General features: G+C 38.0%; 16 protein-coding genes. 11 read left to right on the top strand and 5 right to left on the bottom strand.

The features are described from left to right. The first annotated feature begins 63 nt into the window (after positions 1 to 63). Positions 64 to 1,020, top strand: a complete 957-nt coding sequence (locus HME7025_RS04795) for a sulfite exporter TauE/SafE family protein (RefSeq protein ID WP_226998279.1) — start codon at positions 64 to 66, stop codon at positions 1,018 to 1,020. On the opposite strand, the gene HME7025_RS04790 is transcribed toward HME7025_RS04795, so the two are convergent. After that, a complete protein-coding gene (locus HME7025_RS04790; RefSeq protein WP_109322547.1) occupies positions 1,017 to 3,140 on the bottom strand; it encodes an FG-GAP repeat domain-containing protein in 2,124 nt (707 codons plus the stop codon). The genes HME7025_RS04795 and HME7025_RS04790 overlap by 4 nt on opposite strands. A gap of 38 nt (positions 3,141 to 3,178) precedes the next feature. Between HME7025_RS04790 and HME7025_RS04785 the strand changes: the two genes are divergently transcribed. The 7 genes from HME7025_RS04785 (at position 3,179) to purQ (ending at position 12,239) form a co-directional block, all read left to right on the top strand. Beyond that, positions 3,179 to 4,471 (top strand): UDP-N-acetylmuramoyl-tripeptide--D-alanyl-D-alanine ligase, encoded by a 1,293-nt coding sequence (locus HME7025_RS04785; RefSeq protein WP_317046243.1) that lies wholly within the window; start codon positions 3,179 to 3,181, stop codon positions 4,469 to 4,471. 44 nt (positions 4,472 to 4,515) lie between these two features. Further along, positions 4,516 to 5,055, top strand: a complete 540-nt coding sequence (locus HME7025_RS04780; protein WP_109322546.1) for a GNAT family N-acetyltransferase — start codon at positions 4,516 to 4,518, stop codon at positions 5,053 to 5,055. A 131-nt stretch (positions 5,056 to 5,186) separates the two neighbouring features. Then, a complete protein-coding gene (locus HME7025_RS04775) occupies positions 5,187 to 7,712 on the top strand; it encodes a COR domain-containing protein (RefSeq protein WP_109322545.1) in 2,526 nt (841 codons plus the stop codon). A gap of 354 nt (positions 7,713 to 8,066) precedes the next feature. After that, positions 8,067 to 9,383, top strand: coding sequence for an adenosylhomocysteinase (gene ahcY, locus HME7025_RS04770; protein ID WP_109322544.1), 1,317 nt, complete (start codon positions 8,067 to 8,069; stop codon positions 9,381 to 9,383). Between the two features lie 103 nt (positions 9,384 to 9,486). Then, entirely contained in the window at positions 9,487 to 9,870 is a 384-nt protein-coding gene (locus HME7025_RS04765; protein WP_109322543.1) for a hypothetical protein, read from the top strand. A 36-nt stretch (positions 9,871 to 9,906) separates the two neighbouring features. After that, positions 9,907 to 11,505: a M1 family metallopeptidase gene (locus HME7025_RS04760; RefSeq protein WP_109322542.1), complete on the top strand. Its 1,599-nt coding sequence runs from the start codon at positions 9,907 to 9,909 to the stop codon at positions 11,503 to 11,505. Between the two features lie 56 nt (positions 11,506 to 11,561). Further along, positions 11,562 to 12,239, top strand: a complete 678-nt coding sequence (gene purQ, locus HME7025_RS04755) for a phosphoribosylformylglycinamidine synthase I (RefSeq protein ID WP_109322541.1) — start codon at positions 11,562 to 11,564, stop codon at positions 12,237 to 12,239. A 131-nt stretch (positions 12,240 to 12,370) separates the two neighbouring features. On the opposite strand, the gene HME7025_RS04750 is transcribed toward purQ, so the two are convergent. The 3 genes from HME7025_RS04750 to HME7025_RS04740 all read right to left on the bottom strand — a co-directional run bounded on the left by HME7025_RS04750 (position 12,371) and on the right by HME7025_RS04740 (position 16,556). Then, positions 12,371 to 12,979: a LolA family protein gene (locus HME7025_RS04750; protein WP_109322540.1), complete on the bottom strand. Its 609-nt coding sequence runs from the start codon at positions 12,977 to 12,979 to the stop codon at positions 12,371 to 12,373. A 7-nt stretch (positions 12,980 to 12,986) separates the two neighbouring features. Further along, positions 12,987 to 15,461: an FtsK/SpoIIIE family DNA translocase gene (locus HME7025_RS04745; protein ID WP_109322539.1), complete on the bottom strand. Its 2,475-nt coding sequence runs from the start codon at positions 15,459 to 15,461 to the stop codon at positions 12,987 to 12,989. A 63-nt stretch (positions 15,462 to 15,524) separates the two neighbouring features. Then, positions 15,525 to 16,556: a quinone-dependent dihydroorotate dehydrogenase gene (locus HME7025_RS04740; protein ID WP_109324991.1), complete on the bottom strand. Its 1,032-nt coding sequence runs from the start codon at positions 16,554 to 16,556 to the stop codon at positions 15,525 to 15,527. A 185-nt stretch (positions 16,557 to 16,741) separates the two neighbouring features. Between HME7025_RS04740 and HME7025_RS04735 the strand changes: the two genes are divergently transcribed. From HME7025_RS04735 to HME7025_RS04725, 3 genes are read left to right on the top strand one after another with little or no spacing between them, the layout of a single operon-like run. Further along, positions 16,742 to 17,704, top strand: a complete 963-nt coding sequence (locus tag HME7025_RS04735) for an alpha-E domain-containing protein (protein WP_109322538.1) — start codon at positions 16,742 to 16,744, stop codon at positions 17,702 to 17,704. Between the two features lie 54 nt (positions 17,705 to 17,758). Beyond that, complete coding sequence (locus HME7025_RS04730; protein WP_109322537.1) at positions 17,759 to 18,493, top strand: peptidase; 735 nt, start codon at positions 17,759 to 17,761, stop codon at positions 18,491 to 18,493. Further along, positions 18,490 to 19,344, top strand: a complete 855-nt coding sequence (locus tag HME7025_RS04725; RefSeq protein ID WP_109322536.1) for a transglutaminase family protein — start codon at positions 18,490 to 18,492, stop codon at positions 19,342 to 19,344. Before HME7025_RS04730 ends, HME7025_RS04725 begins: the two co-directional genes overlap by 4 nt. Here HME7025_RS04725 and HME7025_RS04720 read toward each other — a convergent pair. After that, the gene (locus HME7025_RS04720; RefSeq protein ID WP_109322535.1) at positions 19,341 to 20,072 is read right to left on the bottom strand and encodes an MlaE family ABC transporter permease; all 732 of its coding nucleotides are present in this window, start codon (positions 20,070 to 20,072) and stop codon (positions 19,341 to 19,343) included. The two genes, HME7025_RS04725 and HME7025_RS04720, sit on opposite strands and share 4 nt — an antisense overlap. Positions 20,073 to 20,107 lie beyond the last annotated feature (35 nt).

The raw sequence follows: 20,107 nt of genomic DNA, 5'->3' as shown, positions 1-20,107 counted from the left end.
TTTATTGGTAGATTAGATAAACTCTACTATTTTTGTAGGCGATTTTACTTTAGGTCAACCATTATGTCCCAAAATATCCCTTCAAGTCCAGAACCAAAGAGAAACTTCCCCAGTATTTTCAAAGCGGTGCAAACCATTTGGAAACGAGAAAGAAGCATCACCGAGGTCATTATACACATCAGTAATGCTTTGGCTTTAATGATTGTGGGGCATTTATTGTTTACCTATGTGACTTTTGAAAAAATAGAAGTGGTTTTCTCTTCGGTAAATTCCGAAATCCTTTATTATGTCTTGGGAGGCTTTATTGCTCAAATGATTGATGGAGCTTTGGGTATGGCCTATGGAGTTACAGCTACTACCTTTTTGCTTTCAGTGGGTATTTCTCCAGCTGCAGCATCGGCTAGTGTCCATGCTTCCGAAGTATTTACATCGGGTGTTTCGGGTTATATGCACTTAAAATTTGGGAATGTTAATTCCAAACTTTTTAAAACCTTAGTAATTCCAGGTATCATTGGAGCTATTCTTGGTGCTTATGTGATTTCTAGTTTAGAAGATTATGCTGGGTACATCAAGCCAATTGTCTCTATTTACACCTTATTTCTTGGAGCTATCATCATTCGTAAGGCATTGATCAAAAGACAAGAAAAACGCCAATTGAAAAAAGTAGGCCTGTTAGCTCTTTTTGGTGGTTACTTAGATTCCATCGGTGGTGGAGGCTGGGGCCCTATCGTTTCATCTACCTTGATTGCTTCTGGTCGTCATCCCAAATATACCATCGGTAGTGTAAACCTAACCGAGTTTTTTGTATCCTTAGCTTCTTCTTTGACCTTCTTTACGGTCATTGGCTTAGGTTACTGGCAGGTTATCATTGGCTTAATCTTGGGCGGTGTGGTCGCCGCTCCTATTGCAGCCAGGTTGGCCAACAAACTTCCAATCAAATCCATGATGATTTTAGTAGGTATGGTGATTATCATCGTTAGCCTTCGTCAAATTATCCTTGGGGCTGATAAATTCTTTTAGTCGATCAACAAACGCTTTACTAGGGTCTGACCGGCCAGATTTTGCCAACGGACAAACAAGCTTCCTTGATAACCTTTCGGTAATAGAATCGTCTTGGTTTCTTTGGCTTGAATGGACATAGGATTCATCATGACTCTTCCATGCAAATCCAAAAAGCTTAATTCACCTTCTGCTGCACTCATCACAAAAATGGGGCCTTTGCCTGGATTTGGCCAAACTTGTAAGCCATCTTGATTTAGCTGTTCGGCAACAGGGATAGTACTTATATTTTCCAACAACTGAACACCACCTGCACCTAAGCCTAGGGTAAGATCCATCTTCCCATCCCCATTCCAATCGGCAGCACTAGGCCAAACACGTTCTCCAAAATCAGCCGTCCTAGTAAAAGCTGTTGATCGAGTTGCACTTTTTCCATCCATACTGTAGTTGATCAATTGTGCTTTACCCATCCGATTAAAAGCGATGCATTCCATTTTTCCATCCCCATCCACATCCAATATGCTAAGACTTTTTGGAATGAAATTTAGGTCTTGAACCAGATTGGCCCAATTGGGATTGTCCAAAAGCAATGATTTATCTGTTTTGTATTGATACGACCGTATTCTTCCCGACTTTTCCAAAACCAATAAATCCAATGTTCCATCTTGATTCCAATCCACAAACATGGGAGTCTCTCCTACTTGAAGAACGGATATGGGTATTTCTTGCCACTTATTATTTGAAGTATATAAAGCTAATTTGGCTCCCACAAAAGTTTGATATGAAATCAATAATTCTTTCTTTCCATTCCCATCCCAATCCACCACTTGAGGGATAATATCCGTGCCTTGAATTCCGACACTAAAATTACCAAAGTCGCTACTCTTCAAAAGCAAAGAAGCTTGCTGGGCTGTACCTACATTTTCATAATAAGTTAAACTAGCCCGCACACCGCTAGCTCCACGAATACCACTATTTCCAATCAGCAAATCCAAATCTCCATCCCCATCAGCATCCCACCAGAGCGGCGCGGCATTTTCTCCTACATCCAACATTTGATCTTGCATAAAGCCCGAATTCTTTTCCTCCCAAGTAGTACCATTCCACTGATAATAGGCTAATGAGTGTTGGAAATCTTGGCTATACAAAGCATTATCATAGGTATTACTAGATACCAACAAATCTAATTTCCCATCGCCATTCACATCTTGGGGAAAAGCAGAGGCAAAAGCACCTACTTGAACGGGGTTGCCTGTTGGAAAATGGTAATTCAACTGACTGAATTGAGGCTTGGATGCCGTTCCCGTATTGATTAAATGAATGAGATTTTGACAAGAAACATGACCAAACAAGAGATCAGGCAAGCCATTTTTGTTGGGTAACAATGCCAGACTATTCCCTGAATGCATGACTTGATTAGGGCCTTTTACTTGAAAAGGTATGTAGGTCGTGCTGCATGATTTGCCTAAAACAACATCTTCACAATCATTGTGAATAAAGTCGCCCCAACAATCCACCGTTTTCTTAAATTGAATCAATCCTGAACCTTTGCTTGCCACATTTTCATGAAATTCCACATAATGTCCTGCCGGTTCAAAGGCCAGCACATCGATATCTCCATCGCCATCAACATCCCCAATGGCCGGAATATCAGAAGCTGCTACATACAAATTGATTTTCCCCGAAAAACCTTCGGAGTAAACGGGATCAGCCAAAATTTGAAAGGAAACGTTCGCCCCTGGTATATGCTGGTATATTTTCATACCGGCTGGAGCCGAGCAGAATAAATCTTTCTTTCCATCTCCATTATAATCTACTAGATGAAACCAGTTTTCTATTTTGGGAAAATAGGATTCAAATTGAGGGCTATATACCTGGGAAATTTGTCCCGAAGCATCTCTACTCCGCAAAAAAGTGCTCAATTTTTGGCTACTCCGATCAAAAATCACCCAATCTTCTAGTCCATCAGCATTCAAATCCATGCTTTCCACTTGCACGGAATTAAAGCCACCAGCCCATGGATTCGTTAAAAACGATTGATTGACTTTAACGGGGATTTGCGAACTTTGCTTCCACGATGGGACCTGGGCAATAATTTCCGAGCTTAGGAATCCAAAAAATAAGAATACTAAAATTTTCATTCGATATTTGTAAGCCAAAAACCCTGGTAATCTAAATTATGATGAAGACCTCTAATGTAACACTTTTAGAAAGATTTTTACAAGCTAGTGGTGTATCTACGGATACTCGCAAGATAGCTCCAGGTAATCTATTCTTTGCTCTAAAAGGTCCCAATTTTAATGCCAACCAATTGGCAGAAGAAGCATTATCCAAAGGTGCTGCATTTGCCGTCATTGATGATGAAGCTTTTGCTCACATCCCGAACACACTCTTGGTGGAGGATGGATTACAAGCTTTGCAAGATTTAGCCAGACTATACCGTCAAACCTTGCGCATTCCAGTCATTGGATTAACAGGGTCAAATGGTAAAACGACCACCAAAGAATTATTATTTTCTGTTCTGTCTCAAAAATTTCACTGCTTTGCTACTACCGGAAATTTAAATAATCACATCGGTGTTCCTCTGTCCGTTTTGGCCATACAAGCCAACCATGAAATTGCTGTGATCGAAATGGGGGCTAATAAACAAGGGGACATTGAAGAATTGGTTAACATAGCCCAACCGACACATGGATTAATTACCAACATTGGGAAAGCCCATTTAGAAGGTTTTGGAGGTATTGAAGGAATCAAAAAAGGGAAAGGGGAATTGTTCGACTTTCTAGCTCAACATGAGGGAACGGTGTTTTTGCCTTATGACAAAAACGTGGTGCATGACATGCATGCAGAAAGAGTATTTAAAAGTACGATCATTGCCAATGAGGCTTTATATACAGAATTGGTGGAGGCTAAGCCTACGGTGGTTTACCAAACGAAGGATGGCCTACAAGTTCGTAGTCATTTACCAGGCATCTATAATTTTGAAAATATTCAAATGGCATTGGCCGTAGGGAAACATTTTGGTCTAACAGATGAGCAATGTCACGAGGGAATTCGAAGTTATATTCCCACCAACCACCGTTCTCAATACATCCAAATTGGTAGCAACCAAGTATTGATGGATGCTTACAATGCCAATCCATCGTCGATGGCGGCTGCCATCCAACATTTTGCTGAGACAGAAAACAATCCCAAAATTGTTATACTCGGTGATATGTTCGAATTGGGAGATGCTTCTGCGGAAGAACATGCAGCTTTGGGTGCGTTGATAGCCCAACAAGGATTTGATAAAGTCTTATTGGTTGGTCAGCACATGCAACATGCCTTGATTCATTTACCTAAGGCCTATTATTTTCCTGATAAATTTGGCCTTCACAATTGGCTTCAAGATCATCCCATTAAAAACAGTTATTTATTAGTGAAAGGCTCTCGAGGTATTTCATTGGAAAGTGTACTACCTTTTTTGGAATAATATCCTGAGAATTTGAATGTATCTGTTCTATTTAAAATCAACCCATGTCACCCATTAACTGGCAACCTGATTTTCTTGAAAATGAAACCGTTCGACTTACACCTTTAGGTCCGAATGATTTTGAGATATTGTATGCGGTGGCATCAGATCCTTTGATTTGGGAGCAACATCCTAGTTCCGATCGTTATCGAAGAGAAGTATTTCAATTGTTTTTTGATGGAGCAGTCGCTAGTCAAACGGCATTTTTGATACTGGATCCCCAAAGCAATCAAGTGATAGGATCCACGCGCTTTTATGATTTTAAGCCAGAAAATTCCAGCATTTCGATTGGCTTTACCTTCCTTTCTAGAGCCTATTGGGGAGGAAAAACGAATGCCATCTGCAAGAAGCTTTTATTGGATTATGCATTCCAATATGTGGATCAGGTGTATTTTCACATTGGGGCAAACAATATGCGCTCACAACAAGCCATTCAGAAATTGGGTGCAAAGAAAGTAGCAGAAGTGGATTTTGACCATTATGGCAACAAGGTATTACATTTCGAATATGTGATTAAGAAACAGAGCTGGTTTAAAAGCCTGTAAATTTAATAAATATCAAAATAACTTCTATTTAAATTTACCAACCACCAATAAGTAAACTTTCTTCAATAATAATTCAACCAATCAAATCTATTTATACTGATTTTTAGTATCTTAAATCAAAACCTTTAAATATGACAATTGAAGACAAAATTTCAAATGCGTTAAAAAATGTAATTACTCACGGGTGGAACCGACTAGATTTGAAGAATTGTGGACTTTCTGAAATTCCTGAAATAATTTTTGAAAATTGCCCTGACCTCGTAATTATAGATTTAAGTAATGATGATTTCTCTGAAACTAAAAATCAGATTACTAAAATTCCTAAATCAATAAAAAAATTAAAAAAATTAACTCGACTAAATTTATCTAATAATCTTATTTCGGAGATAAGTGAGGATTTGAGTGAATTGTCAAATCTAGTTTATTTGAATTTATCAAATAATAAAATAACTCATTTACCATCTAAAGTTGCGAATCTTCCAAAACTAACTTCTTTATTTCTTGAGGGGAACCCCTTCGACCTTTTACCACCTGAAATTGTAGCAAGAGGAGTTGATTCTATTAGAAATTTCATTCAACAAATGGATGTGCCAGAATACCTATATGAAGCAAAATTAGTAATTGTGGGAGAAGGTAGGGTAGGAAAAACTTGCCTTTCTAAAGGTTTGATGGATGATGAATATGAATTAGAAGATGAAATTAGTACCGAAGGAATAAATATTCAACAATGGATAATTCCAGAAGATCAAGTGAAATCAATAAATCCCAGCATTCAGCGCGATTTACAAATTAATGTCTGGGATTTTGGTGGACAAGAAATATATCATTCTACTCACCAATTTTTCCTTACAAAGAGATCAATATACATGATCGTGACGGAATCAAGGAAAGAAGATCGTCATGAAGATTTTTATTATTGGTTAAATATAATAAAGTTACTTGGCGACCAAAGTCCAATAATTATGGTTTTAAATAAAGCCGACCAGACCAATAAAGAAATACCTTTCAAAGAATTTCAAGAGTCATTTCCTAATCTTAAGAAATTATTTAAAGTTAGTTTAAAACAAGAATATAGACTTGATTTTATAAGCTTTAAAAATGAATTAATTGAAATTACCTCTCAATTGCCTCATATTGGAACACCACTACCTAAGGTATGGGTTGATATTAGGTTTGAAATTGAAAAACTTAAACAATCTAATTTAAACTATATTAATCAAGCTCAGTACTTAGATATTTGTAAAATGCATTACAGAGATCACGATGCTGCATTATTCCTAAGTGAATATTTTCATGATTTGGGAGTAATATTGCACTTTCAAAATGATTTCGAATTAAAAGATACAATTTTCTTAAATCATGAATGGGTAACCAAAGGTGTATATAAAATCTTGGATGATAAAACTGTAATTGAACAAAAAGGACGATTTTCCCTAGCTGATATTAATAGAATTTGGTCGGATCATGATTACAGAGAAAAAATGCCTCAACTCTTGTGCTTAATGAGAAACAAAAAATTTGACCTATGTTTTGAGTTAGAAAATGGTGATTATTTAGTTCCGAGATTACTTCCAGTAGACGAAATAGACATTGAATGGATTCCTGAAAATGAATTAATTATGTTTGAATTAAGGTATAAGTTTATGCCTAAAGGTATTCTTTCTAGGTTAATCGTTAAAATGCACCGTGATATTTATGACAATAAATATTGGAGATATGGAGTATTATTAAAATATGAAAATACCTATGCATTAATCCGTGAAAAATATTTCGAAAGTAAAATTACAATTTTATTATCAGGCGATAATAAAAAGGATTTTCTAGCCATCATTAGAAAAAACTTACTTGAAATAAATAAAGATTTTCAAAGACTAAAGGTAGATGAAATGATACATTGTAACTGTGATGAATGTTACAGTTCTGAAAATCCATTTTTCTATTCTTATGATTTACTTAGAAGGTGTGAAGCAACAAATATACAAAAAGTCATGTGTCACCATAGTTTGACAATGGTTTTTGTAAGTAGTTTGGTAACAGATATTTCTAGAGATCGTTTATCTGAAGAAAAAATAATTTATTGTGAAAACAAAAATTCTCAGTACTTGAATGACTTAGAATTAGCTAATGTATCTTTCATTTCAGAAAAAGATGCAAGTGGAGTATTTAGCCAAACAAAAGCAAGTATAGGCAAATATGGTTTAAGAGATCGAGATTTTCTACTTGATTCTGAAATTATTAGATTAAGAAGTAAATATCCTAATTATTATATATTGAATTACTATTGCTTTGAAAACTATTTATATCATCCATCAAATGTTGCTGAGTTAGGTATTAACAACTTGAGTATTTCAGAATATACTACTGAAATTACTAGACAGAAAAATCAAAATAAAAACCACATTATTTCAATTTATAAACAAGCCAGGTCTTCATATTATGAATTAAAAATTGCGACAGAAAAAATTATAGATAAACCCAATGAAAATGAAATTATCGAATATTTAAATTCGGATAATATTGAAATATTTTTTAAAGCATTTAGTACTAAAGATCATTTGAATAAAGATTTCATTGATAAATATGGTATTAAGCCTAAAGAACTAGCTTCAACTGAGTGGTTTAAAAAACAAATTCTAGAAATAATTGACCCCAAATAATCAAAGATTAAACGACTTCAAATACACAATTTTATATTATGATATTTGAAGGGACAATAATTCAAAAAAAGATTTTTCACTATTATTGTTTGTATGTTACCAATTCTTGTTAATAATTTAACAAGAATTGCATGTTAGTAAGAAGAAAACTAACATTTGGGAAAACAAAATGAGCTCAAAACAAATTATTATACTTAAATAGACATAATACTCCACTCATTTCAAACTATTTAAAAGGGCTTCAAAACCTATTTATTCCTTTTGAGTTCCATTAAATAACTAACATTTCCTCTTTATCAAAAAAAGAACTAATTTTGCACTTTATTAAGAAAATTCAATTCAACATCATACACAATGGCATCACAATCCGGTACTTACGTACCATTTAAAGTTAAAGACATTGCATTGGCCGACTGGGGTCGTAAAGAGATTCAATTAGCAGAAGCAGAAATGCCAGGATTAATGGCTTTACGTGCTGAATTTGGAAAAGCTCAACCTTTAAAAGGAGCGCGCATCGCAGGATGTTTGCACATGACTATCCAAACAGCGGTTTTGATTGAAACATTAACTGCTTTAGGAGCGGAAGTTACTTGGTCATCATGTAACATTTTCTCTACACAAGATCACGCAGCAGCGGCTATTGCAGCAGCGGGTATCCCTGTTTATGCTTGGAAAGGTATGAACGAAGAAGAGTTCAACTGGTGTATTGAGCAAACATTGTTTTTCGGAGAAGAAAAACAACCATTGAACATGATTTTGGATGATGGTGGTGATTTAACCAACATGGTATTTGATGATTATCCAGAATTAATCCCTGGTATCAAAGGACTTTCTGAGGAAACAACTACGGGTGTTCACCGTCTATATGAGCGTATGAAAAATGGTACTTTATTCTTACCAGCGATCAACGTGAACGACTCAGTAACAAAATCTAAATTTGATAATAAATACGGCTGTAAAGAGTCATTAGTCGATGCGATTCGTCGTGCTACCGACTTAATGTTAGCTGGTAAAGTGGCAGTTGTAGCAGGATATGGTGACGTAGGAAAAGGTAGTGCAGAATCATTACGTGGTGCAGGTTGCCGTGTATTGGTTACTGAAATTGACCCAATCTGTGCATTGCAAGCTGCTATGGACGGTTTTGAGGTTGTAACGATGGATGAAGCTGCTAGTCGTGCTAACATCTTTGTAACGGCAACGGGTAACGTGAAAATCATTCGTGATCGTCACTTCAAAGCGATGAAGGATAAGGCTATTGTTTGTAACATTGGTCACTTTGACAATGAAATTGACATGGCTTGGTTAAATGATAACTACGGTGCATCAAAAGACCAAATCAAACCACAGGTTGACATGTATACGATTGATGGCAAAAACATCATCGTTTTAGCTGAAGGACGTTTGGTAAACTTAGGTTGTGCGATGGGTCACCCATCTTTTGTGATGTCGAACTCATTCTGTAATCAAACTTTAGCTCAATTAGAGCTTTGGGCTAACTCAGCGAATTACGAGAACAAAGTATACATTCTTCCTAAGCATTTGGATGAGAAAGTAGCTTTCTTACACTTGGCACACATTGGTGCTAAATTGGAGAAATTAGAGAAAGATCAAGCGGAATACATTGGTGTACCACAAAATGGTCCATTCAAACCAGAGCATTACCGTTACTAGTCTTTTTTGAGATTATATTTCAAAAGCCACCTTCGCAAGAGGGTGGCTTTTTTGCTTTCAAGTGATTCTTGGGCTACTTTTACTTTTAAACTTCCCATGACCAATGACTGAATATCCCAATCCGGACTATTATTTTAAAGTGGAGTATGGAAAACTTGAGATGTCTTTTCTGGAGATTAATGGTTTAGATGCTACATCAAATGGCACGAAAGCTTCTAATATTGAACTAAGAAAAGGCCTTTGCCCCAATAACAGTTTATTTGAAAGCTTGATATTGTCGAATTTCAGTAGAGGTTTAGACAAAAAAATACACGTAAAAACGCTCAAGATTACATTAATGAATACCAATAGAGAGGCTATCCGTATTTGGAAATGTAAAGATTCTTATCCTATAACATGTAATATATCAAATTATGAAACAGAATCAGGCTATTGTGTCATTGATAGACTAATATTTGTCTATACTTACTTGACACGTAAGCTTTAATGTATAGATTTTGACATCTAAATTTTAAAATTCAACATGCTAAAGAAACTTTCCTTTCTATTACTATTTTCATTTAGCCTCTCCGCCCAAAAATTCAGTCATGCGGATAGTCTAAGGGGCAGTTTGAGGCCTGCGCGTACTTCCTATGATGTGCTCCACTATGATTTGAAAGTGAAGGTCGACCCCGAGAAAACCTACATCACAGGCTCCAATATCATCCAGTTTGTGGTGAAAGAAAAGACTAAGCAAATCCAAGTAGATCTGTTCTCCAACTTGACCATTGACCAAATTGTATTTGAAAACAAAGCCCTAACATACCGTCGAGATGGCAATGCTCTTTTCATCGATTTTCCTCGAGTTTTATTAGTCAAACAAAAACATCAGATTCAAATTTCCTACCAAGGTCAACCGCGCAAGGCTGTTCGCCCACCTTGGGATGGTGGTTTTTCTTGGACCAAAGACCCCGCAGGTAAACCTTGGGTAACCGTATCTTGTGAAGGCCTAGGTGCCTCAGCTTGGTGGCCTTGCAAGGATCATCCAGGAGATGAACCTGAATCCATGGATATTCGTATCGAGGCCCCAAAAGGCCTAATGGCAGTTTCTAATGGTAATCTAGTAGCCAGCACACCCACACCATTCGGTACAGAATACCATTGGAAAGTGCAATACCCCATCAATACCTACAATGTTTCTGTTAACATTGCCGACTATGCCCATTGGTCAGAAAAGATGATTCAATTGAATGGCAAGCCCTTGGATTTGGATTATTATGTCCTACAAAGCAATGCTGAAATAGCTAAAAAACATTTCCAGCAGAGTCAAGAAATGCTGCGCATCTTTGAAAAGTACTTTGGTCCCTACCCTTTCCCTAAAGATGGCTATGCGCTCGTAGAAACGGATTATTGGGGAATGGAGCATCAAAGTGCCGTGGCCTATGGCAATCACTACAAAAACAATGCCTATGGCTTTGATTTCATCATCGTACATGAGTCGGCCCATGAGTGGTTTGGAAATTCCATCTCTTGCACGGATCATGCCGACTTGTGGATTCATGAAGCCTTGGGAACCTATGCTGAAGCCATTTATTTGGAAGAAAAATCAGGTAAGGAGCAGGCTCAGTCCTATTTGAACGGGCAAAAAAACAACATCAAAAATCGCTTCCCCATCATTGGCCCTTATGGTGTCAATTACCAAAGTCCAGATTCTGATATGTATTTCAAAGGTACATGGATGTTTCATACCTTACGGTCCATCGTGGCAGATGATAAGCTTTGGTTCAGCACCATCAAAGACTTTTGTTTAACCTTCTACCATAAAAATACGAATGCCGAGGAAGTGCTTAATTTCTTTGAAAAGAAGTTGAATCGAAATGTCAAAGCCATCATGTCCTATTACCTGAATCGGGCAGATATTCCTACATTGGTATACCAATTGAAGGAAGCTAACGGAGTGTATACTTTACGCTACAAATGGAAAAATGTACCTGGGGAAATTGACTTACCCATTGAAATAAAACATAAGGAAGGATTGGGTGAACGAATCCATCCGACAGACACTTGGCAACAAATAAAGCTAACCGAAGCACCCGAATGGGACTTTGAGCATTTTTTATTCCAAGTAGAAAAGCAAATTTAATCGGGGAATTCTGAACAAAAACCGCTATTTTTGCGGTCAATATTTAATAGCATCTTATGAAATTTGGCGTAGTAGTATTTCCTGGTTCCAATTGCGATGATGATACCGTTGGGGTCATTGAAAGTTTAGGTCATCAAGCTGTGAAGCTTTGGCATAAAGAAACCAGTCTTCAAAACTGTGATTTCATCATTTTACCGGGTGGATTCTCGTATGGCGACTACTTACGTTCAGGTGCCATTGCCCGCTTTTCTCCGATCATGGACAATGTGATTAAACATGCTAATGATGGTGGATATTTGATGGGTATTTGCAACGGGTTTCAAGTATTAGTAGAGGCACACTTGTTGCCAGGAGTTTTATTGAGAAACAATTCTCAAAAATTCATCTCAAAGAACATCTATCTAAAGGCCGCCACAAATCAATCCTTGATTACACAGTCATTGGATCTCAACAAAGCATATAAAGTGCCTATCGCCCATGCGGAAGGACGTTATTTCGCGGATGAAAAGACATTGGAAGATTTAAAAGCCAATGATCAAATCTTATTCTACTATTGTGATGAAAATGGCCAAGTAAATGATGTAGCTAACCCTAACGGCAGTTTATTTAACATCGCAGGTATTTGCAATGCAGGTCGTAATGTGATCGGTATGATGCCTCACCCTGAGCGCGCAGCTGATCCAGATTTAGCTAATATCGATGGCTTGGAGATTTTGAAGCAGCTAGTCTTATAATGGATGAATTGTAAAATATAAATGATATCAAAAAAGCCCTGAATTTCAGGGCTTTTTTACTTTTCTGTATAGGGTAATTCTTCTATTCTAAATCACTTACCATTCACAATTCATCATTTACAATTTACAATTTACCTAAGGTCATTCACCTCCACCCCAGGATATTGCTTTTTATCAAAAGTGAAAAACTTATCTTCCAAAGATTTGGATTCAATTTTCAGCACTTTAAAGTTCTGTTTCTTCCCCGCTTTATTGATAATAGTCCATTCTTTAACTGCATGATCACCTTTGTTAATTTTAATGCTGATTTTCTGCATTTGTGCATTTTTAGACGTAGGCACCAATTCTACGGTGGCAATAGATCCTGCCTCACCAGCTAAAGAGATTTTATAGGCTTTTTTATCAAAAGAATAAATCTTAGCTGGATTCAAATCATTATCTGCCGGATCAAAGGCCGATACGTTCACCTCATTGATTTCTTTAATGTAAGTGGATACTTCCTTACCATTGTTGAAAATCTCTTGTCCAGCGGTCTTTAAACGAAATTTAGTTCCTTTTACCGAAATGGATCCATTCATGGGTGCACCTCCATCGGTAGCATATGAAAAGCTCGCCGCAAAAGAAGACATAGCTTTGTACTTTTTTTGCATCCCATCGATGTAACTAATGGCTTTAGTGGCTTGCGCAAAACTGATGGTACTCATACATACTCCGGCAATAATAGCAATAATTTTCTTCATGGTTATGTTATAAATTTCTCAAAATCTCTTCTAATTCTGTTTCACTTTTTACTAGCACATCACGGGCCTTGGAACCTCCAAATGAACCTACTATACCGGCAGCTTCTAACTGATCTATCAACCTACCTGCGCGATTATAGCCCAATTTCAATTTACGTTGTATCAAAGATGTTGACCCTTGCTGATGCATCACCACCAATCGAGCAGCTTCATCAAAAAAGGAATCACGATTACTCAAATCCATATCGCCACGCTCTTGGCCACCCGTTTCCTCCGAATCTGGCTCAGGTAACAAATACGCCGAAGCATAGCCCTGCTGATTACCAATGAACTCACAAATTTCTTCTACCTCTGGCGTATCCACAAAAGCACACTGTAAGCGTATCACCTCAGAACCCATGGATAATAACATATCTCCTTGACCGACCAATTGATCCGCTCCACCCGCATCCAAAATCGTTCTGGAGTCGATTTTCGACATCACCTTAAAGGATAAACGAGCAGGGAAGTTGGCCTTAATAGTACCAGTAATAACGTTCACCGATGGACGCTGAGTAGCCACGACCAAGTGTATACCAATAGCACGAGCTAACTGGGCCAAACGTGCAATAGGATGCTCTACCTCTTTTCCTGCGGTCAACATCAAGTCGGCCAACTCATCAATCACCAACACGATGTAGGGCATGAAGTCATGATCATTCGGATTCAAACGACGATTGATGAACTTCTGATTGTATTCTTTGATATTCCGACAGCCTGCATCTTTCAACTTATCATAACGCAAGTCCATTTCCTTACACAAGGAATTTAAGGTACTAACCACCTTTTTGGTATCCGTAATAATGGCCTCTTCAGAATCAGGAAGGCAAGCCAAGAAATGTCTTTCTAGCTTATTGAATAAAGATAATTCAACCTTCTTTGGATCTACCAGCACAAACTTCAATGTAGCTGGATGCTTCTTATAGATCAGTGAAGTTAATAACATATTTAAACCAACCGACTTCCCTTGTCCAGTAGCACCCGCCATCAATAAGTGAGGCATTTTGGCTAAATCAGCCACAAAAATCTCATTAGAAATGGTTTTACCCAAGGTGACAGGCAGGTCAAAGTTCGACTTTTGGAATTTCTCAGAGCCAATCACCGCACGCACAGGTACCATTTCACGGTTCTTATTCGCTACTTCAATACCAATGGTATTCTTTCCTGGCATTTGACCGATAATACGAACACCCATCGCTGCCAAAGAAAGAGACAAATCATCTTCCAAAGAAGTAATTTTACTGACACGAACTCCTGCTTTGGGAACAATCTCATACAAGGTTACCGTTGGTCCAATCGTCGCCTCAATCTTGGATATTCCAATGCCATAATACTGAAGTGTCTCCACGATTTTCTCCTTGTTCTCTTTCAGCTCATCCATGGTTACTTGAGTTGTCTGATTTTTCACATCATACTCCTTCAGTAAATCCAAGGTTGGGTATTGGTACTTAGGTAAATCGGCCGTAGGATCATATAATCCAAACTGCGCCACTAGATCATTGGCTTTGGTTTCAGTGGTCAGTTCTTCCACCTCTTCCACAGGTGCATTAGGATCAACTTCTGCCACTTTATAGGTAAAAGTTAAATCTTCTTCTACAGGAACTTCTGGGACATCCTGAGTAGCTAATTCCTCATCTAAGTCCAATTCTTCTACATCTGAGTTCACCTTTAATGGAGGAACGATGGGTCTAAATTTCTCCAGATCATCATTATCCACATGAATGCTTGGATCTTCATCAAATAAATCTTCTTCAAAAAGTGCATCTTCCCCATTAGGAACCAAAGGCATTTGTGCTGCCTCGTCTGCGCTTGGTGCATCTGGCACAGCGGATGCTTTAGGCTTAGGATTTAATTGGTAGAATAAAATCATGAAGACTAAACCGGCAAACAGTATCACAAAAATAGACATGTAGCCAATCAACTGATGTAGTTTCTCATTCAAGAAAAAACCAACGCCTCCGCCTAATGAATGTGGTAAATCCAATTGATAGGATAAAAAGCCCGCGACCAAACTGCCCCAAATCACATAAAAAAGCACTTGCCAAGATAGGCGATCAACCGAATAAATCTCTTTTCTAAAACCTACTTTTAAGGCTGATAATAAAAACAAAGGAATCAATAAGACTGATGACCAACCAAAGGTTCTAAACAGAAAGAAATGTGCAATTTTGGCCCCTAAAAGCCCTGCCAAGTTTTTCACTGGGATGTCAGAACCTTCTATCACATCCAAGGTGCTCCGCTCTACTTCACTTTGATCCGCTACCCCCATAAAAAAGCTAGAAGCAAAGGCTACGGCCAATAATATACTTGTTAGGAATAGAAAACTAGCGACAATGAGGCGGATTCGGCCCGACAATTCACTCCTCTTTACAGATTCCTTATTGCTATCCTTCTCAAAATTCAGTTGGAGGGTATTGCTAGGACTAGTAATCTTTTTGGCCATAAAGGTGTAGGATGAATGCTTTGTGTAAATTTCGCTTTTTTGATTCGATTTACAAAATCATTTTTATAGTCCGGATTGAATGATTCCTTGATTGATTTTTTTGACTAAACTAGGGCCTTCATAGATAAAACCTGTATAGACTTGAACTAGGCTCGCTCCTGCCCTTAACTTATCCAAAGCATCCTCCGCTGAATGTATCCCCCCTACGCCTATGATGGGTATTTTACCATTGGAATGCTGATGCAAATAGGCAATTACCTCGGTCGAGCGTTGGGTCAAAGGCTTACCACTCAAACCTCCCGTTTCTTGGGTTAAACTCGACTCAGACTGCAATCCTTCTCTGGAAAGCGTCGTATTGGTTGCAATGATTCCTGCCAAATTCGTTTCTTGAACAATTTCCAAGACATCATCCAGTTGCGCATTGGACAAATCAGGGGCGATTTTCAATAAGATAGGTTTGGGACTAGGTTTAAGCGCATTCAAGGCTTGTAAACGACTTAATAATTTCTTGAGTGGTTCTTTTTCTTGTAAATCGCGTAGATTAGGGGTATTGGGTGAACTTACATTCACTACAAAATAATCCACCACATCAAATAAAGCCTCAAATCCTAAGCAATAATCTTCTTCTGCCAATTCATTGGGAGTCACTTTATTTTTTCCCAAATTCCCTCCAACGATAACCTTTGAAGTTCGTTTCGCCAATCGGGCTTTCATGGCATCCAATCCTTCATTATTAAATCCCATGCGATTGATCAAAGCTCCATCTGCAGGTAAACGGAATAATCGTGGCTGAGGATTACCATCCTGAGCTTTAGGTGTAACCGTTCCCACTTCGATAAATCCAAAACCCAAATTGGAAAATTCATCTACCAAAGCAGCATTTTTATCAAATCCTGCTGCCAGTCCAACAGGGTTAGGAAATTGTATACCAAAAACCGTGCGAGTTAATCGAGGATCTTCTAATTGAAACAATGAACGAAAGATGGATTTTACCCCCGGAATCTTCATCATCCAACGTAAACTGTCTGCCACCACGTAATGAGCTTTTTCAGGACTCAACAAAAACAACAGAGGCTTAATGATGGATTGGTATATCATAGAAAGAATTTAATTACCTCAAAAATACAAAAAATGGGTTAGATAGAGGAAACTCTTCCCCATAAAATCCAAATTTTGCCTCCATTTTCAATTTTCTGCTTGCCTCAATTGCTACTCTTAAAAAAAAGGCTAATTTTAACTATCATTCGAAAAATCAAGCATTTAATAATAAACAAAAGCCTATGTTAAGTCGTGTTGCTAACTCCATCTATTGGATGAACCGATACATTGAAAGAGCGGATAATTATGCCCGCTTTATCTCGGTGAATTTCAATCTTGCTTTAGACCTTCCTCCCAACGTTCCTGAACAATGGGAACCGCTCATTGTGGCTACCGCTGACCATTTCAATTTCTTTGAACATTATTCAGAGGCGAGCCGAGAGAACGTATTGCACTACATGACATTTGATATTAAAAATCCCAATTCCATTATATCATGCCTTTACTGTGCTCGTGAAAATGCTCGTACCATTCGGGAAAGTATTTCCAAAGAAATGTGGGAATATGTCAATCAAATCTATTGGAAAGTCAAGGACAAAGTAGAAGGAAGTAAAAACTGGGAAATTTCTCGTTATCAAGGTTTTTTGGAAGAAATTAAATCAGGTAGCCAATTGTTTTATGGCATTGTCGATTCTACCATCACCCGAGGTGAAGCTTGGCATTTTGGACAATTGGGCAAGTTGTTGGAGCGGGCCGACAAGACCACGCGTTTCTTGGATGTGAAATATTTTACACTCCTACCCGATGTCAATGAAATCGGTTCTCCTTTGGACTTATTGCTTTGGTCTGCCGTATTGAAGTCGGTATCGGCATATAACATGTTTCGTCAACAGTATAAGGTCGTTAATCCAACGCACATTGTGGAGTTTTTAATATTAGACAAAAACTTCCCTCGTTCGGTGGTACATTGTTTGAAAGAGGCACAAGCTTCACTTTATGATATCTCGGGTACCTCTTCCGACAATGGGTTTTCCAATCCAGCAGAGAAAAAACTATCCAAACTTCTTTCTGAAGTAGAATTCACAGAGATTGATGACATCTTAAATACAGGTCTCCATCAATATTTAGATAATTTTCAAATCAAAAATAATGAAGTAGGGGAAACGATATTCAATACTTATTTTGACCTTAAACCGGTCAGCTAAGCCTTGGCTTAGTTTAAAATTTGTATTTTTGCGCACATTTTTGATTTGCATCACATGACATTTTGCCTAGGAATTAAGGTTAAAGAAGGTTTAGTAGCTATTGCCGATACTCGCATTACTGCAGGTAACGAAGTTTACTCGAATAAAAAGATTTCTATTCACGAAATACAAAATCACAGCTTATTCATCATGACGGCGGGTTTACGCTCTGTTCGGGATAAAGCGGTCACGTATTTTAATCAAGCCATTGAAAAGGAAGAAGCTACTTATGACTTTATGTTTGAAGCAGCTACCGCCTTTGGTAATATGCTGAAAAAGGTAGCATCGGAAGATCGAGATTCATTAGAAAAAGAAGGGTACCATTTTAATCTCCATGCCCTAGTAGGAGGACAAATGTGCCAAGATAAAGAACACAAGCTCTTTTTGATTTTCCCAGAAGGTAATTGGATAGAAATTAATGAAGGATTGAAATATCAAATCATTGGTAATTCCAATTATGGCAAGCCATTGCTTAACCGCAATTTAACCGCTGAAACATCTTTAAAAGATGCCCTTAAAATGGGTTTTCTTTCCTTTGATGCCACACAGGTAAGCTCCAATGACGTAGATTATCCAATTGATGTGGTGGTCTACGAAAAGAATAGTTTTCATGCCAAAGAGATCCGATTAAGCAAAGAAGACATGCAAAACATTTCGGATGATTGGAACATAGCCTTGCGTAAGTCATTGGAAGGAATCGATGAAAAATGGATGGAAAACCTCATTTCCCTTAGCCCCAAGCCTGCATGATCGCGCACATTCAACACCGTTTGAATTATCGATATAGTGAACTCGTAACACTAGATCCGCATGTCTTGTATTTACATCCTAGGAAGAGCTCCATGCTTTCAGTCAATTCCTTCAGCTTGGATATCCAACCATTGCCTGTTCAAATTTCAAAAAACCTGGACCCCGAAGGAAACATTCAAAACATTTTGTATTTCAAGCAGCCCACGGATCAGCTTAGCATATACATGGAAGCGGTAGTAGAAACCACCGAATTCAATCCATTTGACTTTGTTTACTTCCCATTTGAAAGTCAAAAGCTGCCCCTAATTTACAGCCCTAGCTATCAGCGAACTTTAAGTCCATACCTAGCTCAAGATACTGTAAGTCCAGAAATTGACCTTTGCGCCCAGCAATTAGCCAAAGCTGTACTTTGGGATACTTCCGCCTTTCTTTCGGCGGTCAATGAATTTATATTCCAAAACTTTGCCTACGAAATCCGAGAAGAAGGTGCACCGCATAGTCCTGAAATAACATTACAAAACAGAAAAGGTTCTTGTCGGGATTATGCTGTCTTATTCGCAGCATTATGTCGTGCTATGGGACTAGCAACTCGCTTTGTTTCTGGCTATTACATTGGAGTTGCACCTGTGGATGTACCTAATCAAACACACCATTTACATGCTTGGGTAGAAGTTTATTTACCTGGAGGTGGATGGAGAGGTTATGATCCAACCCAGCATGAAGTAGTCTCAGGCAATCATATTCCATTGGCTGCCTCTTGCCTTCCAGAAGAAATCACACCCGTCTATGGCACTTACCGAGGTATTGCTATTTCTAGTTTAGAAACGGAAGTAAAAATGGAAAGAATCTAGCCCACCAATAATTGGGCCAATAAATAATCAGCGATTAATACGGCAATACAGGAGTTGGTCACTGCAGCAGTACTAGCTTTTCCTACTTCATAGGCCCCGCCTTTGGTATAAAAACCTTGAAAAGAAGCGATAGAAGCTATCAAGAAGGCAAATACCACCGATTTTACCAAAGCAAAAAACATGTAATTCCCTTTGAATTGAAACTGAATACCATGAATGTATTCTTGGGGAGAAATGGCCCCTGTTAACCATCCTGCAATATATCCTCCATAAATTCCTAAGAAACACGCTAGCGTAACTAGCATAGGAAATGTAATAACGGAAGCCAATATTTTAGGTAATACCAAATAAGACTGAGAGTTAATTCCCATCACTTCCAAGGCATCAATTTGCTCGGTAATGCGCATGGTGCCCAATTGGCCCGCGATGCTGGAACCTACTTTACCACTCAATACCACACAAGTGATGGTTGGGCCTAATTCTAATAAAGTTGAATCGCGAACAATCAAACTGATAATATACTGCGGAACAAAAGGATTGTCCATATTGGCAGCCGTTTGAACACAAGTAACTGCCCCTAAAAAGGAAGCCACAATGGTTACAATCAACAAGGAGTTAATCCCAATATCCATACATTCCTGAATCACCAAAGATACATAGACCCTAAATTTCTCAGGATTTGTAAAAAGCTTACCAAGGAAGATTAAATATTTGCCTAATTTTGACATGCGTTGGATTAATTGAGCGCAATAAGATTCAAATA

Source organism: Aquirufa nivalisilvae (genome assembly GCF_003143535.1).
Lineage (GTDB): Bacteria > Bacteroidota > Bacteroidia > Cytophagales > Spirosomataceae > Aquirufa > Aquirufa nivalisilvae.
Note: the sequence above shows the minus strand (reverse complement) of the source record. Positions and strands in the feature narration are given on the sequence as shown.

What these genes read in the sequence shown, in the direction of transcription:
- HME7025_RS04795 (WP_226998279.1), top strand. Translation starts at nt 64, where the DNA reads ATGTCCCAAAATATCCCTTCAAGTCCAGAACCAAAGAGAAACTTCCCC.
- HME7025_RS04790 (WP_109322547.1), bottom strand. Translation starts at nt 3,140, where the DNA reads ATGAAAATTTTAGTATTCTTATTTTTTGGATTCCTAAGCTCGGAAATT.
- HME7025_RS04785 (WP_317046243.1), top strand. Translation starts at nt 3,179, where the DNA reads ATGATGAAGACCTCTAATGTAACACTTTTAGAAAGATTTTTACAAGCT.
- HME7025_RS04780 (WP_109322546.1), top strand. Translation starts at nt 4,516, where the DNA reads ATGTCACCCATTAACTGGCAACCTGATTTTCTTGAAAATGAAACCGTT.
- HME7025_RS04775 (WP_109322545.1), top strand. Translation starts at nt 5,187, where the DNA reads ATGACAATTGAAGACAAAATTTCAAATGCGTTAAAAAATGTAATTACT.
- ahcY (WP_109322544.1), top strand. Translation starts at nt 8,067, where the DNA reads ATGGCATCACAATCCGGTACTTACGTACCATTTAAAGTTAAAGACATT.
- HME7025_RS04765 (WP_109322543.1), top strand. Translation starts at nt 9,487, where the DNA reads ATGACTGAATATCCCAATCCGGACTATTATTTTAAAGTGGAGTATGGA.
- HME7025_RS04760 (WP_109322542.1), top strand. Translation starts at nt 9,907, where the DNA reads ATGCTAAAGAAACTTTCCTTTCTATTACTATTTTCATTTAGCCTCTCC.
- purQ (WP_109322541.1), top strand. Translation starts at nt 11,562, where the DNA reads ATGAAATTTGGCGTAGTAGTATTTCCTGGTTCCAATTGCGATGATGAT.
- HME7025_RS04750 (WP_109322540.1), bottom strand. Translation starts at nt 12,979, where the DNA reads ATGAAGAAAATTATTGCTATTATTGCCGGAGTATGTATGAGTACCATC.
- HME7025_RS04745 (WP_109322539.1), bottom strand. Translation starts at nt 15,461, where the DNA reads ATGGCCAAAAAGATTACTAGTCCTAGCAATACCCTCCAACTGAATTTT.
- HME7025_RS04735 (WP_109322538.1), top strand. Translation starts at nt 16,742, where the DNA reads ATGTTAAGTCGTGTTGCTAACTCCATCTATTGGATGAACCGATACATT.
- HME7025_RS04730 (WP_109322537.1), top strand. Translation starts at nt 17,759, where the DNA reads ATGACATTTTGCCTAGGAATTAAGGTTAAAGAAGGTTTAGTAGCTATT.
- HME7025_RS04725 (WP_109322536.1), top strand. Translation starts at nt 18,490, where the DNA reads ATGATCGCGCACATTCAACACCGTTTGAATTATCGATATAGTGAACTC.
- HME7025_RS04720 (WP_109322535.1), bottom strand. Translation starts at nt 20,072, where the DNA reads ATGTCAAAATTAGGCAAATATTTAATCTTCCTTGGTAAGCTTTTTACA.